This window comes from Flavobacterium succinicans (genome assembly GCF_001662485.1).
Taxonomy (GTDB): domain Bacteria; phylum Bacteroidota; class Bacteroidia; order Flavobacteriales; family Flavobacteriaceae; genus Flavobacterium; species Flavobacterium succinicans_A.
Genome location: NZ_JMTM01000004.1, coordinates 1 through 13,028, shown reverse-complemented (window position 1 = coordinate 13,028; position 13,028 = coordinate 1). Strand labels below are relative to the sequence as shown.

At 33.0% G+C, this 13,028-nt stretch carries 17 protein-coding genes; 13 read left to right on the top strand and 4 right to left on the bottom strand.

Annotated features, from left to right (window positions below):
• Nucleotides 1-140 precede the first annotated feature (140 nt).
• The 9 genes from FLB_RS00095 (at nucleotide 141) to FLB_RS00055 (ending at nucleotide 6,558) form a co-directional block, all read left to right on the top strand.
• Nucleotides 141-911, top strand: coding sequence for a hypothetical protein (locus FLB_RS00095; RefSeq protein WP_064713929.1), 771 nt, complete (start codon nucleotides 141-143; stop codon nucleotides 909-911).
• A 258-nt stretch (nucleotides 912-1,169) separates the two neighbouring features.
• On the top strand, nucleotides 1,170-1,685 hold the full coding sequence (locus tag FLB_RS00090; RefSeq protein WP_064713928.1) for a hypothetical protein: 516 nt from the start codon (nucleotides 1,170-1,172) through the stop codon (nucleotides 1,683-1,685).
• A 369-nt stretch (nucleotides 1,686-2,054) separates the two neighbouring features.
• Nucleotides 2,055-2,870, top strand: a complete 816-nt coding sequence (locus tag FLB_RS00085; RefSeq protein ID WP_064713927.1) for an SDR family oxidoreductase — start codon at nucleotides 2,055-2,057, stop codon at nucleotides 2,868-2,870.
• Nucleotides 2,871-2,889: 19 nt separating this feature from the next.
• On the top strand, nucleotides 2,890-3,195 hold the full coding sequence (locus FLB_RS00080) for a putative quinol monooxygenase (RefSeq protein WP_064713926.1): 306 nt from the start codon (nucleotides 2,890-2,892) through the stop codon (nucleotides 3,193-3,195).
• A gap of 11 nt (nucleotides 3,196-3,206) precedes the next feature.
• A complete protein-coding gene (locus FLB_RS00075) occupies nucleotides 3,207-3,725 on the top strand; it encodes a hypothetical protein (protein WP_064714017.1) in 519 nt (172 codons plus the stop codon).
• Nucleotides 3,700-4,608: a helix-turn-helix domain-containing protein gene (locus FLB_RS00070; protein WP_064713925.1), complete on the top strand. Its 909-nt coding sequence runs from the start codon at nucleotides 3,700-3,702 to the stop codon at nucleotides 4,606-4,608. The genes FLB_RS00075 and FLB_RS00070 overlap by 26 nt, the downstream gene beginning before the upstream one ends.
• 11 nt (nucleotides 4,609-4,619) lie before the next feature.
• Entirely contained in the window at nucleotides 4,620-4,961 is a 342-nt protein-coding gene (locus tag FLB_RS00065; RefSeq protein WP_064713924.1) for a DHCW motif cupin fold protein, read from the top strand.
• Between the two features lie 3 nt (nucleotides 4,962-4,964).
• A complete protein-coding gene (locus FLB_RS00060; RefSeq protein ID WP_064713923.1) occupies nucleotides 4,965-5,660 on the top strand; it encodes an aspartate/glutamate racemase family protein in 696 nt (231 codons plus the stop codon).
• 316 nt (nucleotides 5,661-5,976) lie between these two features.
• Nucleotides 5,977-6,558: a cysteine hydrolase family protein gene (locus FLB_RS00055; protein ID WP_064714016.1), complete on the top strand. Its 582-nt coding sequence runs from the start codon at nucleotides 5,977-5,979 to the stop codon at nucleotides 6,556-6,558.
• Between the two features lie 554 nt (nucleotides 6,559-7,112).
• Here the strand turns inward: FLB_RS00055 and FLB_RS00050 are convergent.
• Both FLB_RS00050 and FLB_RS00045 read right to left on the bottom strand, forming a co-directional pair.
• Nucleotides 7,113-7,520: a YybH family protein gene (locus FLB_RS00050; protein WP_064713922.1), complete on the bottom strand. Its 408-nt coding sequence runs from the start codon at nucleotides 7,518-7,520 to the stop codon at nucleotides 7,113-7,115.
• Nucleotides 7,520-8,122, bottom strand: coding sequence for an NADPH-dependent F420 reductase (locus FLB_RS00045; RefSeq protein WP_064713921.1), 603 nt, complete (start codon nucleotides 8,120-8,122; stop codon nucleotides 7,520-7,522). Before FLB_RS00045 ends, FLB_RS00050 begins: the two co-directional genes overlap by 1 nt.
• A gap of 109 nt (nucleotides 8,123-8,231) precedes the next feature.
• Here FLB_RS00045 and FLB_RS00040 point away from each other — a divergent pair, with 109 nt between their 5' ends.
• On the top strand, nucleotides 8,232-8,591 hold the full coding sequence (locus FLB_RS00040) for a winged helix-turn-helix transcriptional regulator (RefSeq protein WP_064713920.1): 360 nt from the start codon (nucleotides 8,232-8,234) through the stop codon (nucleotides 8,589-8,591).
• Between the two features lie 121 nt (nucleotides 8,592-8,712).
• The gene (gene rlmH / locus FLB_RS00035; RefSeq protein ID WP_064713919.1) at nucleotides 8,713-9,186 is read left to right on the top strand and encodes a 23S rRNA (pseudouridine(1915)-N(3))-methyltransferase RlmH; all 474 of its coding nucleotides are present in this window, start codon (nucleotides 8,713-8,715) and stop codon (nucleotides 9,184-9,186) included.
• 40 nt (nucleotides 9,187-9,226) lie between these two features.
• Here the strand turns inward: rlmH and FLB_RS00030 are convergent, their stop codons facing one another.
• Both FLB_RS00030 and folP read right to left on the bottom strand, forming a co-directional pair.
• The gene (locus FLB_RS00030; protein ID WP_064714015.1) at nucleotides 9,227-9,859 is read right to left on the bottom strand and encodes a hypothetical protein; all 633 of its coding nucleotides are present in this window, start codon (nucleotides 9,857-9,859) and stop codon (nucleotides 9,227-9,229) included.
• Nucleotides 9,860-9,864: 5 nt separating this feature from the next.
• A complete protein-coding gene (gene folP / locus FLB_RS00025; protein ID WP_064713918.1) occupies nucleotides 9,865-10,692 on the bottom strand; it encodes a dihydropteroate synthase in 828 nt (275 codons plus the stop codon).
• Nucleotides 10,693-10,781: 89 nt separating this feature from the next.
• Here folP and FLB_RS00020 point away from each other — a divergent pair, with 89 nt between their 5' ends.
• Both FLB_RS00020 and FLB_RS00015 read left to right on the top strand, forming a co-directional pair.
• Entirely contained in the window at nucleotides 10,782-11,330 is a 549-nt protein-coding gene (locus FLB_RS00020; protein WP_064714014.1) for a DUF1599 domain-containing protein, read from the top strand.
• A gap of 13 nt (nucleotides 11,331-11,343) precedes the next feature.
• Nucleotides 11,344-12,444 carry a BT_3928 family protein gene (locus tag FLB_RS00015; RefSeq protein WP_064713917.1) on the top strand — a complete coding sequence of 367 codons (1,101 nt, stop codon included), beginning with the start codon at nucleotides 11,344-11,346 and terminating at the stop codon, nucleotides 12,442-12,444.
• Nucleotides 12,445-13,028 lie beyond the last annotated feature (584 nt).

The window sequence follows — 13,028 nt, the reverse complement described above, 5'->3', positions numbered from 1 at the left end:
ATAAAAAATGAGAGATTTTGTAATATGATTAGGTAAAAAGCAGATAAACTTTTAGTATGTTTATGTCTTTGAATGAAAAGTATAAAATTCTCAAAGTAAAGCAGTTTGACAATGAGAAAAATAATCATTAAAATAAATTTATGAAAAAAACAGTTTTAATTATTTTGATTTGTTTCTTTTCAAATTACGCTTTTAGTTGTGTTTGTGGTATCACAACATTAATGGAGAGATTTAAAAAATCTGATTTTGTTGCAAAGGTCAAAATAGTAAAAATAACCAATATTGAAAATGATTTTGATTATCAAGATGCTGAAATTGAAATACTAGAACTCTATAAAGGAGAAAAACGACAAACAATTAAGATTTTGTACGCAATTAATAGTTCTTGTGCATTTAATGTTCAAGAAAACTCAACTTGGTTAGTTTTTGCTGATAATTATAATGGAAAACTAAGTTTCGGTTTTTGCTCAGGCTCTGAACAAATAGACAGGAATTTTGATACAAATGAATATCCAAATGCTCAAAAATATCATAATCAATCCATTCAAATAAAATTATCAATTCTTACTATCTTAAAAGAAAACAGAGTTACTACTTTTAATGAAAATGGCTTGTGGCTTCTTCGCTCAAAAAAATGTGATAGCGATTTTAAAGGTTATGAAGTAAATAATAATATAGCCCTTTATGAAATTAAGGTTAGTACTAAATTGAAAATAAAAAAAGTCAAAGCTTTAAAAGAATTTGACAATGCGGCTTTATCAAAAGAAATCTTGAAATGTCTTTCCAAAAACTTTATAATTGACAATAAGGAAATAAAAAAAATACCAAAAAAAACCAAAATTTATATTGCCTACGCATACTACAAAAATGATAATCCAAATGAAAGCTTTATGAGTGAAATTGAGTTATAATTCAAAAACTTCTAAATACAAAAGCAATATAAGCATTGGGTTTTTCCGAAGTATTGGAAGAAAATTATTTATTTTATTGGAGTCTAGAAGCTTCAGAATGACAAAATAAGAAAACAAGGCTTACTTATGCCAAATAAAAGAGGTTCGTAATTTTGGCTAAAGCCTTTACGCCTTTCAAATTTAACCCCTCCAACTAAAGCTCGAGGCAATTAATTTCTAAAAAAAACTTGAATAGTTACAAAAAAAGAATAAAATTAAATGACCGAAATCATAGCTATTAAAAATAAACCGAATTGGGTTATTGCCTTAACATTTCCTTTTGTGCTATTACTTTTGATCTTAATAATGCTTGCTATTTTACCTATTGTTTCGGTAAGTAATACGTACTTGCTATCTGCTTTGGATTACGTTTTTTCATTGATACCGTTTCTAGGATTTTTTATTCTTTTCCTTTACGTATGGTTATGGAATACTTTCGGCAAAGTGATTTTAGAAATCTCGCCTGAAAAGATAAGAGTCACGAATAAAAACAAACTTTTCAATAAACCAAAAGAATATCTGAAATCTGAAATACAAAAAATTGGTATTGTAGATTTTGGAGTTGAACAAACAAGATATTATATACGATTAAATTATTTATTTTCAAATTCTAACTACTCGATTACGATTCAAAAAGGTAGAGAAACTATTAGAATAGTTGATTGGTTGAGTTATGAAGAAGCACATAGCATCCTCGAAAAAATAAATCAATACACAACTCCCTATAAGAACTAAGGTTTCGTTGTATATCTTTTATAGCAAAATGTTTGTTCTTTTTCTGATGTTACCATATTGAAATTAATCATCTTCGTGTATAAGCTAATTAGAAAGTTTCTGTTCTTTGGTAGCAGCCTTTTTAATTTCACTTCTTTCATACATAACGTAAAAACCAGCTACCTTGAAACTTATTCCTGACTCAAAGACATGTTCTTGGACAAAATAATGGCTTTAGTACTCGTATTTGTAAAGAATCCTATCACCAATCGTTAAATAGTACTCTAAACTTTACTCCACCCGCAAAAAGAATACAAACTACCTGAATTTGTATTATCTAACGGCTTAAATAAGGAGATATTTTTGCATTATAATTTTAAAAATGAAAAAATGAAAAAGACAATCTTTATTACTGGAGCAAGTAGCGGCATAGGAAAAGCAACTGCAAAATTATTTCAATCCAAAGGTTGGAATGTAATTGCCACAATGCGAAATCCAGAAAATGAGAAAGAATTAAAAGAATTAGACCATGTTCTTGTTGTCCAACTTGATGTTTTAGATTTGGATTCTATTCAAAAAGCGTTTGCAGAAGGCGTTCAAAAATTTGGAAGTGTGGATGTCGTACTCAACAATGCAGGTTATGGTGCATACGGGCCTTTAGAAACCTTTAGTAGAGAAAAAATCATACGCCAATTCAATACCAACGTAATCGGTCTTCTAGATGTTACCCAAACTGTTTTGCCTCATTTTAGACAAAACAAAAAAGGAATTATCATTAACATATCATCTATTGGAGGAAAAATGACTTTTCCGTTGGGTTCATTATACCACGGGACAAAATTTGCCGTTGAAGGAATTTCAGAATCATTAAATTATGAAGTTGAAGCTTTTGGCGGACAAGTAAAAATTGTAGAACCGGGCATGATCGCTACTGATTTTGGTGGCAGATCCTTTGATTTCTCTAACGATGGAACTATAGCTGAATATCAAAACATTGTTAACGCCTTGATGACTGCTATGCCTACAATGGCAGAAAATGCATCTCCTGCCAGCTTAGTAGCCGATGTTATATTTGAAGCGGCCACGGATGGCAAAAAACAACTGCGATATACTGCGGGAGAAGATGCAAAAATCCTTGTAGCAAACCGCCAACAATACGATGATGCCACATTTATTGGCGGTATTAAATCACAATTTAATCTTTAATCCTAAAAAATAACCAAAAATGAATGCAAGTATGAATGTATATGTTACTGCAAAATTTACAGTAAAAAGCGACAAACTAAATGAAGCGATAAACCTTATCAAAGGACTAACTACCGAAACAACTCAAAATGAAAAGGGGTGTATTGCGTATTACTACCTTCAAAATACGACTAATCCCTATGAATTTACTTCGTATGAAATCTGGGAAAACGAAAGTGAGGAATCAAAACATTGGGAAACGACGTATGTACAAAAAGCCATAATAGAAATGCCCAATTTACTTGAATCCAATCCTGAAATAATAAAGTGGAAGGCTATCCTCTAAAACCAACATATATGAACCCAATAGTAAAATATTTTCATGGCGAAAAAGCCGAAAGTTGTATTTTTATTACAATAGGAGTCATTGCTTTTGCAATGGCTCTCTATTTTATTTTTGTAGGAAAGACTTCTTTTTGGAAAGGTTTAGCAATACCTTTCATAATGGTTGCCTTACTTGAAATCGTTGTAGGTTATGCTATTGTTATTAGAAGTCCAAAAGATAGTGCACGCGTTGAAACCTATATTCAAAAAGAACCACAAAGCATAAAAACACTTGAAATTCCTCGAATGGAAAAAGTAATGAGCAATTTTGTTATCTTTAGGTACGTGGAAATTACTCTAATTATTCTAGGAATCATTTTGATGTATTGCACTAAGAATGATACCTTCTGGAGAGGCATTGGATTAGGGTTGTTTATGCAAGCAAGTATAGTGTTGAGTTTAGATTTTTTTGCGGAAAGACGAGGACATGTTTATATTAAATATTTAAAAGAAGTAGTCGAAAAAAATGAAAGAAATGATACATCTTCATAGTGTTGCTGACCTGTATAAACTATTTGGTTTGGGAAACAACCAACATCCTTTGGTAGCCGTTTTGGACTTTAGCAAAGTAACCGATCAAGTGGGACAATATACAAAAATAAGTACCGACTTTTATTCTATAATGTTTAAAAACTATTGCAAAAACACTATTAAATATGGTAGAAAAGCAATAGATTTTCAAGATGGTAATTTAATCTGTATTGCTCCCAATCAGACTATTGAGATAGATACCGAAATTGAGCCTAAACAAAATATGTTGGGCTGGGGGTTGTTTTTTCACCCCGACTTAATCAGAGCAACTTCATTACATGATAAATTAAAAAGCTACAGTTTTTTTAATTATGAAGTATCAGAAGCCCTTCATCTTTCTGATAAAGAAAAAAATACTTTATGGGAATGTGTACAAAAGATTCAGCTTGAACTCCAAGAAAACATTGATGTGCATAGCCAACATATTATTGTCTCCACCATAGAATTGTTATTAAATTATTGCTCCAGATTTTACGGCAGACAAATGATTACAAGAAGCCAAACCAACAAATCAATCATTGTTCAGATAGAAAATATTTTAACTCAATATTTTGCCGAAACTAAAGTAAAAGAACAAGGATTGCCCACGGTTAAGTTTTTAGCAGACAGTGTCCATTTATCTCCGAGTTATTTGAGTGACGTTTTAAAGAAAGAAACGGGTAAAAATGCTCAAGAACATATTCATTTTTACCTCATAGAAGAAGCAAAGAATTATTTGATCAATACAGAAAAAAACGTCAGTGAGATTGCCTATAGTTTAGGGTTTGACTACCCACAATATTTTAACAAACTATTCAAGCAAAAAACTGGAAACACACCAATGGAATACAGAAACTTAAATTAACCAATACACCTATGAGCAACATTTCATTTCAAACCATCGATTGGGACACCATCACTAAAACGGAGCATCCAGGAGAAACAGGAACTTCCTTTTGGCAGACTTTGCAATTGGATAACTTAAGGATTCGAATAGTTGAATATTCAGCAGGATATGTAGCAGATCATTGGTGCCAAAAAGGGCATATTGTTCATTGCTTAGAAGGCGAATTTCAAAGCGAACTCGAAAATGGTGAAACGTTTTCATTGCGTAAAGGAACAACTTACGTGGTTTCTGATAACTTGAGTTCGCATCGTTCTATTGCAAAAAATGGCGTAAAACTTTTAATTATTGACGGTGATTTTTTAAAGAATTAAAACATGAAAACTATTGGATTAATCGGTGGAATGTCTTGGGAAAGTTCAGATTTGTATTATCAAATTATAAATAAAAAAGTGCAACACGCTTTGGGCGGAGTGCATTCTTGCCAAAGTTTGCTCTATTCTTTTGATTTTGCTGAAATTGCGAACCTACAACATCAAAACAATTGGGAAGAATTATCTAGTAAGATGGTAAATGCAGCACAAAGTCTTGAAAGAGGTGGCGCAGATTTTATTTTGCTTTGTACCAATACCATGCACAAAGTGGCCGACACTATTCAGCAAAATATAACTATCCCGCTTTTGCATATTGTGGACTCCACTTCTGAAGAAATACAACGAAAATCATTAAAAAAAGTGGGGTTAATTGCTACAAAGTTTTCTATGGAAGGCGACTTTTTAAGAAATCGTTTTAAATCTAAGTTTGATATTGATACTATTATTCCGAACGAAAAAGACAGAAACGAAATACACAAAATAATTTATGAAGAGCTAGTAAAAGGGATCATCAGCAATAAATCAAAACAAAAAATTTTAGAAATTATAGACAAATTAATCGCAGAAGGTGCAGAAGGTATAATCTCAGGTTGTACAGAAATTGAACTTTTAATTAAACCCTGTGATATAAAAGTTGAATTATTTGAAACCACAAGATTACACGCCGAGCATGCCGTAAAACTTGCACTACAAAAATAAAAAAGGCATTAACCCAAAGTTTCATAGGCTACACTGTACAAATATTATAAACTGTATTGAATAGTGCCGAACTATTTTTTGGAATGTTGAATTGTTGTATAGTTTTAATTAAGAATAGCAAAAAGACTTTTGTCTTTTTTTTTTGGAAAAAAAATTAATGTGCTGACAGTAAGTTGTTTTGTTCTTTTAGCGTATGCCACTCCATTTTAACTACTTTTGAAAAAACAATAGACACAAGTTTTGACTGACGTTGTGCGTCAATTTTCAGAACTCAAGAGCCAACATAAAAATTGAAAACGAAAAAAAAAAAAGAAAAATGAGTATTACAAAATCAGACAAGCCTGCACTACTTTTAATAGACATTCAAAAAGGTTTTGACAATGTTGCATATTGGGGCGGACAGAGAAACAATCTTGATGCAGAAAATAAGGCTGGAGAACTTTTACAACTTTGGAGAGAGCATCAACTTCCAATTTTTCATATCCAACATTGTTCTTCTATACCTACATCCTTACTAAATGAAAACAACGAAGGAAATGAGTTTAAAGATGTTGTAAAACCAGCTGCAGGAGAAGCCATAATCAAAAAAAACGTAAATAGTGCTTTTATTGGCACCAATTTAAAGGAGCAACTTGATAACAACAAAATAACCAAGCTTGTAATTGTGGGCTTAACAACTGATCATTGTGTATCCACTACAACAAGAATGGCAGGGAATTTTGGATTTGACACTTTTTTAGTAACTGATGCCACAGCGACCTTTAATAAAAAAGGAATTGATGGTCAAAATTTTTCAGCAGAATTAATTCACGAAACCGCTTTAGCTAGTCTAAATGGCGAGTTTGCTACCCTTGTAAGTACTGACTTTTTAAAACAAAAAATAAATTCCATAAAATAAGAAAAGTAGACGCACAACAACCCTTTGAGTGAAATAGATCTAGCCAAGGCACAAAAAGGCAGATACAGTAATGATAAAGTTTGTAAAAAAGCAACAAGAAATTTATGCTAAGAAATGACTAAAATAACGAATAGTCTTACAATAAATATTGAAATCATGAATAAGAAAACAGTTTCTTTGCTTTATCCCATTTTAGGGTCTTTCCTATATTTATTTGTTATCTATTTAGAAGAATCAAAAAATAGTCAACATATTCCCAGTGATAGCGATGATCTTTTTTTTATTGTTTATATACTATTATTTATCCCATGCAGTTATCCTCTTTGGCGTATAAATAAACCTTTATTTAGCAAAATATTGCTAATCATTTTATATTACATTGTGTCGATTATCATTGCTTTTTATATAATATATTTAGGTTTGATAAGTATCTCTGGATATCATAATTAATAATTTTTTTAAACAGAATATCCCATTTTTTTTTTTAAAGATTACTACACAAAAAAAACCACTTGACATTTTACATACAAGTGGCTTATTTTTTTTGTAGCAACTTAAAACTTTACAGGCATAGACCAAGTATGGCATTGAATTTTCCAAACTGAATTTTCTAAAATCCAAGTTACTGAATAATTACCTTCGCCAATAACTTTTTGGGTAGACAATTCGACATCCTTAAAAACGCCATGCTCAAAAGCTAAGTTTTCGCTAATAACTCTATTTTCTGCCTCAAAAAAAACATCGACTTTGCCTAAACCACCTTTCATAAAGTCCAAAATATTTTCATTACCTTGAACCGTCGGCTTGTTGGGTGGAAAAATTAAAGCGTTTTTTGAGTATACATTTTTAAAAGTTGGAGCATCGGCCTTGTGCCAAGCAGTTGTCCAAACTTGCATTGTGGGTTGTTGAGCCATAGTGAGATGATAAAAAATTAGACCTAAAAAAGGTAGTAAAAATTTCATTACGACTTACGTTGAAAATAAACAAAACCCGCATCTGTTCCACCGCCGGCAAGAGCAATGGCAATATTGAGATGAGCCATTGCTTCCAAATGACGGGCATTTTTTATTCCTCCCACAATACAACCATTAAAACCAGCATCATCAGCAAGTTTTTGTATAGTCAAAGCCGCATCTGTATCGTCGGATGCTATAAAAGCAGTTACCTTTTGTCCTTCAAATTGTTGCTTATCCGCTTTCATTATATCTGCAAAAATAGTATTAAATGCTTTTACCACTTTACTTTCAGGTAATAAACTCGCGGTTTGTTCACCCCCACTATCTTCTCCCAAAAATAAAGGAGACCAATCGGCTAAATTGATGGCATTGGTACTATCAACAACAATTTTGCCTTTTAAATTTTCCTTATTTAAAGTCAAAACTTCACGCATTGCGGCATAAGGAATTGCAAAAAAAACTACTTCCCCAAAAGAAATCGCTGCTGCAACAGATAATTGCTCACCAACAGGATTTTGAGTTCCAAATTTTACAATATGCCCAGCATTTGTAAATAAATTTCCTAAACTTGATGCTACATTTCCAGCACCGACAAAACTAATATTCATACTCTTTTTTATTTAATTAATAAACGAGTTGCAAAACTAGAAAGGTATAGTTACTTTTGCAAGTAGTTACCAAATTGTAGGGTAGTTACCAAAAAGTAAGTATAGCAATATGAGAAAAGAAAATTCAGTCAATTTAGAGAATGAACTTGCATTAGAAACAGCATGCCCATTCATATATGCCTTATCCTTAATGGGGAAACGTTGGAAACCCGCCATCCTTTGGAAGATGACTGAAGGTTGTTATAGATTTGGCGAATTTAAAAAAGCTATACCTCAAATAAGCGAAAAAATGCTTACCCAACATTTGAGAGAGTTAGAAGCCGATGGACTTATTACTAGGACTATTTATCCAGAAATGCCTCCCCGTGTAGAATATGCTTTGACTAAGCTGGGCGCATCATTACAACCCATTCTAGAACAACTAAATGATTGGGGCGAAAAAGCCACAAAACTTAAAATGACCAAATAAAACAGTCTGCAAGAATGCTGAATCCGTTTATAGTTTTTCCAAGCTCAGTCAAATTCTAGCGCCTATCTTTTCGATAATTCAATCCATTGCGGTACTTTTGCGCTTTGTTAAGCTGTATCCTATGAATATCAAATTGATTGCCATTGGCAAAACCGACAATAAAGCGCTGCAAACCTTAATCGATGATTACACTAAGCGATTGTCGTTTTACATCAAGTTTGAATTGGAAATCATTCCTGATATTAAGAATGTAAAAAACTTGTCCGAAAGTCAGCAAAAAGAAAAAGAAGGCGAATTAATACTTTCGAAAATCACACCTACCGATCAGTTAATTTTACTAGACGAAAATGGAAAAACCTTTTCTAGTGTGGGTTTCTCAACCGAATTGCAAAAAAAAATGAATTCAGGAATCAAAACCTTAGTTTTTGTAATTGGTGGGCCTTATGGTTTTTCGGATACGGTTTACGCCAAAGCGCAAGGTAAAATTTCCCTTTCATTAATGACCTTTTCCCATCAAATGGTTCGCTTATTTTTTATTGAACAATTATATCGTGGATTCACTATTTTACGCAATGAGCCTTATCATCATCAATAAACCTCAAAAGTAAGAGCTTATTACTTCCTTACATTTGTTCTTAAAAAATGAATTCTTGTCGAGGGGAATTAGGGTCAAAACCTGCAAACTGCAAGCCTCTTATAAAGATTTGATGTTGTAAGTAACTATCAAAACTACTTTCTTTTGGAAAACCATAATAGAAGGTTCTCGTTTTGTCGCTTGGCAATTGATGCAAATACTCTTGTAGAGCATCTTTATCAAGTGCTTTACCCTCCACCATTACGCTATGTTTTGAGGTAAAAAGAATTATTATTCCAGACTTCGGCCGCTCCATTTTATAAGTCACATTCGTAAACGAAACAAAAGCCAAGTTTTTGTGAAGGCTATCCGCATACGAAAAATAGTTTTCGGAAGTTTCGCTTTTGTGCATGCTTTTCTCTTTCTTGGCTTGCATTTTCATCACTTGAGGCATCACCAAACGGAGAGGCAATCGTTTATCGATATTGAACACCCAATGAGTTGAACTAATCGTATTGTTCCTATTCAATTCGGCAAGGGTATCTTTTCCCTTTAAGGTAAAGAAAATATAAATAGGTGAATGTTCCCCGATTGTCGTAATCAAGGATTGATTCGACTTAGGCAATTGAATTTCTTTTTTTCCTTCGCAAGCTACTAAAAACAGCGCCAAAAAACCTATAATAATTGATTTCATCTTTCTTATTTTAATGCTACTTTTTCCCATAACCTAATTGTTTCTACTGCTTCTTTCACATCGTGAACTCTCAAAATTGTAGCTCCTTTTTCTAAGGCGAGCGTATTCAAAACAGTAGTACCGTTTAAGGCTTCTTCAGGTTTAATTTCTAGTGTTTTGTGAATCATTGATTTTCTAGAAACACCTGCTAAAACTGGTAATTCTAATGATTTAAAAAGTTCCAAATGATGTAACAACTCAAAATTTTGGTCGATAGTTTTAGCAAATCCAAAACCTGGATCCACTATCAAATCGGATATCCCCAAGCTTCGTGCGGCTGCAATTCGTTCGGAAAAGTAATACAACATTTCTTTGACCAAATCATCATATTGGGTGAGTGTAGTCATTGTTTGTGGTGTTCCCTTCATGTGCATCATGATGTAAGGCACTTGATAATTGGCTACAATTTTCAACATCAACGGATCCAAAAATCCAGCCGAAATATCATTTACTATAGCCGCACCTTGATCCAAACACAATTGTGCTACATCACTTCTAAACGTATCAATTGACAGGATTGCTTCAGGAAAATGATGCATTATTGAAGTCACCACAGGTATCGTTCTAGCCTTTTCTTCTTGAACCGAAACCTCCGCTGCATTGGGCTTAGTAGAATAACCACCCACATCAATAAAAGTAGCACCATCAGCAAGCATTTGTTCTACTCTAAGTAAAATTTCACGCTCATTAGTATAACGAGCTCCATCAAAAAAAGAGTCGGGCGTAACATTCAAAATACCCATTACTTTGGGTGTAGATACGTCTATTAATTGTCCGTTGCAATTGATTGTCATGATTTTGTTGATTGTTGAATAAATTTGGTAAACGATTCCAAAAAAATAGCTTATTTTTGGAGCAATCAGAATACAAATATACACCAATAATGAAGAATACTTCACAAGAATACGATGCAGTTATAGCCATTTGTAGGCAATTATTCGTCAACAAAATGAAAGATTACGGAAGTGCTTGGCGCATATTGAGATTGCCTTCGCTTACCGACCAAATATTTATCAAAGCACAACGTATTCGCAGTTTACAAGAAAACGAGATCCGAAAAGTAGACGAAGACGAAACGGGTGAATTTATCGGCATCATCAATTATTCGATTATGGCGTTGATTCAGCTTGAATTGGGAGTGGTTGATCAACCTGACATGGATGTAACCGCTGCTACCACTTGGTACGATACCAAAATCGAGCTGACCAAAACCTTAATGGAAGCCAAAAATCACGATTACGGCGAAGCTTGGCGCGAAATGCGAGTGAGTTCACTTACCGATTTGATTTTACAAAAACTACTCCGAGTGAAACAAATTGAAGACAATAAAGGCAAAACATTAGTTTCTGAAGGGATAGACGCCAATTACCAAGACATGATCAACTATGCCGTTTTTGCCCTAATTTTAATGCAATTTCATTTAAAAAAATAAATCATCTTTAGCTATGAAAAACATCATTACCCAGTTTTCCCGACTTTTCGTTGGAATTCTATTTATCATTTCTGGATTAATCAAACTCAATGACCCAGTTGGATTCTCCTACAAACTAGTCGAATATTTTAGTGAACCTGTATTTAACATGCCTTTCTTAGAGCCTTTTGCTTTAGCCATTGCACTATTCTTGGTCATACTCGAAGTAGTTTTGGGGGTATTGTTATTAATTGGATACAATACAAAATCCACGATTTGGAGTTTGCTCATCCTGATCATTTTATTTACCTTTTTAACCTTTTACTCTGCTTATTTTGAAGTAGTTAAAGATTGCGGCTGTTTTGGCGATGCACTAAAACTAACCTCTTGGCAATCATTCACGAAGGATATTGTATTATTATTTTTCATAACTATTCTTTACTTTAATCAAGAAAGAATACAACCCTTATTCAATAAAAAAACTCAAAATATCATTTTAGTAGTTTCGTATTTGTTATGCTGTTTTATGGGTTATTGGGTCTTGAATCACTTACCTATTATTGATTTTAGACCGTTCAAAGTAGGCAACAACATCTACGATGGAATGATGATTCCTGATAACGCACCCAAAAGCGAAGTAGAAATGATTTTTATTTACAATGTTAATGGCGTTCAGAAAGAATTTACCGAAAAAGAACTGATGCAAATTCCAGCTGGAGCTACTTTTGTAGATAGAAAAGATAAAATAATCAAAGAAGGTTACGTTCCTCCTATTCATGATTTTACTATGGAAAAAGATGGAGAGGATTACAAAGATCGTTTTTTAAGACACGAACAATTAATGCTAATTGTTGCCTACGATTTAAACAAATCCAACAAAGAAGGGATGGCAAAAATAGAAGCTTTACATCAAAAAGCATTGATCAAAGGCTATAAAGTAATAGGAATGACCGCTTCCTCTCCTGAGCAAATTGAAGTTGCAAAAAAACGATTTGGACTTACTTTCAATTTTTATTTCTGTGATGCCATTGCGCTTAAAACCATCGAAAGAGCTAATCCTAGTATCGTAATTATCTCAAAAGCGGTAGTTAAACAAAAAGTACATTACAACGATATTGATCAATTGAAACTTTAAATTTTTCCTCTAAAAGTTGTTTTAAATTTTAAGAAGTGCGTGCTGCAAAAACAGTACGCATTTTTTTGTTTACTATCCGAGCAACAGAAGCCAAGTATTGAATAGCGATAAACTATTTTTGGTTTAATTCTACTATTAACAGCTTTTCAACAAATGCTGCAATTTATAGTACTAAGGGACTATTTTATAACTATTCAGGTATTTTTTTTATAATATAATTGCCTCCAACTTTAGTTGGAGGGGTTAAATTTGAAATTTTTAAAGGCTTTAGCCAGAATTAGCTGCTTTTATTTGGCTAAAGCCTATGAAATCAATTAACATAACTCCAGCTAAAGCTGGAGCCAATTGAAAGCAAGACCAATAACTCCAAATCAAGCTGGACGCAATTCAAATCAATTAACATAACTCCAGCTAAAGCTAGAGCCAATTGAAAGCAAGACCAATAACTCCAGATCAAGCTGGACGCAATTCAAATCAATTAACATAACTCCAGCTAAAGCTGGAGCCAATTGAAAGCAAGACCAATAATTCCAAATCAAGCTGGACGCAATTCAAATCAATTAACATAACTCCAGCTAAAGCTA

What these genes read in the sequence shown, in the direction of transcription:
- FLB_RS00095 (WP_064713929.1), top strand. Translation starts at nt 141, where the DNA reads ATGAAAAAAACAGTTTTAATTATTTTGATTTGTTTCTTTTCAAATTAC.
- FLB_RS00090 (WP_064713928.1), top strand. Translation starts at nt 1,170, where the DNA reads ATGACCGAAATCATAGCTATTAAAAATAAACCGAATTGGGTTATTGCC.
- FLB_RS00085 (WP_064713927.1), top strand. Translation starts at nt 2,055, where the DNA reads ATGAAAAAGACAATCTTTATTACTGGAGCAAGTAGCGGCATAGGAAAA.
- FLB_RS00080 (WP_064713926.1), top strand. Translation starts at nt 2,890, where the DNA reads ATGAATGCAAGTATGAATGTATATGTTACTGCAAAATTTACAGTAAAA.
- FLB_RS00075 (WP_064714017.1), top strand. Translation starts at nt 3,207, where the DNA reads ATGAACCCAATAGTAAAATATTTTCATGGCGAAAAAGCCGAAAGTTGT.
- FLB_RS00070 (WP_064713925.1), top strand. Translation starts at nt 3,700, where the DNA reads ATGAAAGAAATGATACATCTTCATAGTGTTGCTGACCTGTATAAACTA.
- FLB_RS00065 (WP_064713924.1), top strand. Translation starts at nt 4,620, where the DNA reads ATGAGCAACATTTCATTTCAAACCATCGATTGGGACACCATCACTAAA.
- FLB_RS00060 (WP_064713923.1), top strand. Translation starts at nt 4,965, where the DNA reads ATGAAAACTATTGGATTAATCGGTGGAATGTCTTGGGAAAGTTCAGAT.
- FLB_RS00055 (WP_064714016.1), top strand. Translation starts at nt 5,977, where the DNA reads ATGAGTATTACAAAATCAGACAAGCCTGCACTACTTTTAATAGACATT.
- FLB_RS00050 (WP_064713922.1), bottom strand. Translation starts at nt 7,520, where the DNA reads ATGAAATTTTTACTACCTTTTTTAGGTCTAATTTTTTATCATCTCACT.
- FLB_RS00045 (WP_064713921.1), bottom strand. Translation starts at nt 8,122, where the DNA reads ATGAATATTAGTTTTGTCGGTGCTGGAAATGTAGCATCAAGTTTAGGA.
- FLB_RS00040 (WP_064713920.1), top strand. Translation starts at nt 8,232, where the DNA reads ATGAGAAAAGAAAATTCAGTCAATTTAGAGAATGAACTTGCATTAGAA.
- rlmH (WP_064713919.1), top strand. Translation starts at nt 8,713, where the DNA reads ATGAATATCAAATTGATTGCCATTGGCAAAACCGACAATAAAGCGCTG.
- FLB_RS00030 (WP_064714015.1), bottom strand. Translation starts at nt 9,859, where the DNA reads ATGAAATCAATTATTATAGGTTTTTTGGCGCTGTTTTTAGTAGCTTGC.
- folP (WP_064713918.1), bottom strand. Translation starts at nt 10,692, where the DNA reads ATGACAATCAATTGCAACGGACAATTAATAGACGTATCTACACCCAAA.
- FLB_RS00020 (WP_064714014.1), top strand. Translation starts at nt 10,782, where the DNA reads ATGAAGAATACTTCACAAGAATACGATGCAGTTATAGCCATTTGTAGG.
- FLB_RS00015 (WP_064713917.1), top strand. Translation starts at nt 11,344, where the DNA reads ATGAAAAACATCATTACCCAGTTTTCCCGACTTTTCGTTGGAATTCTA.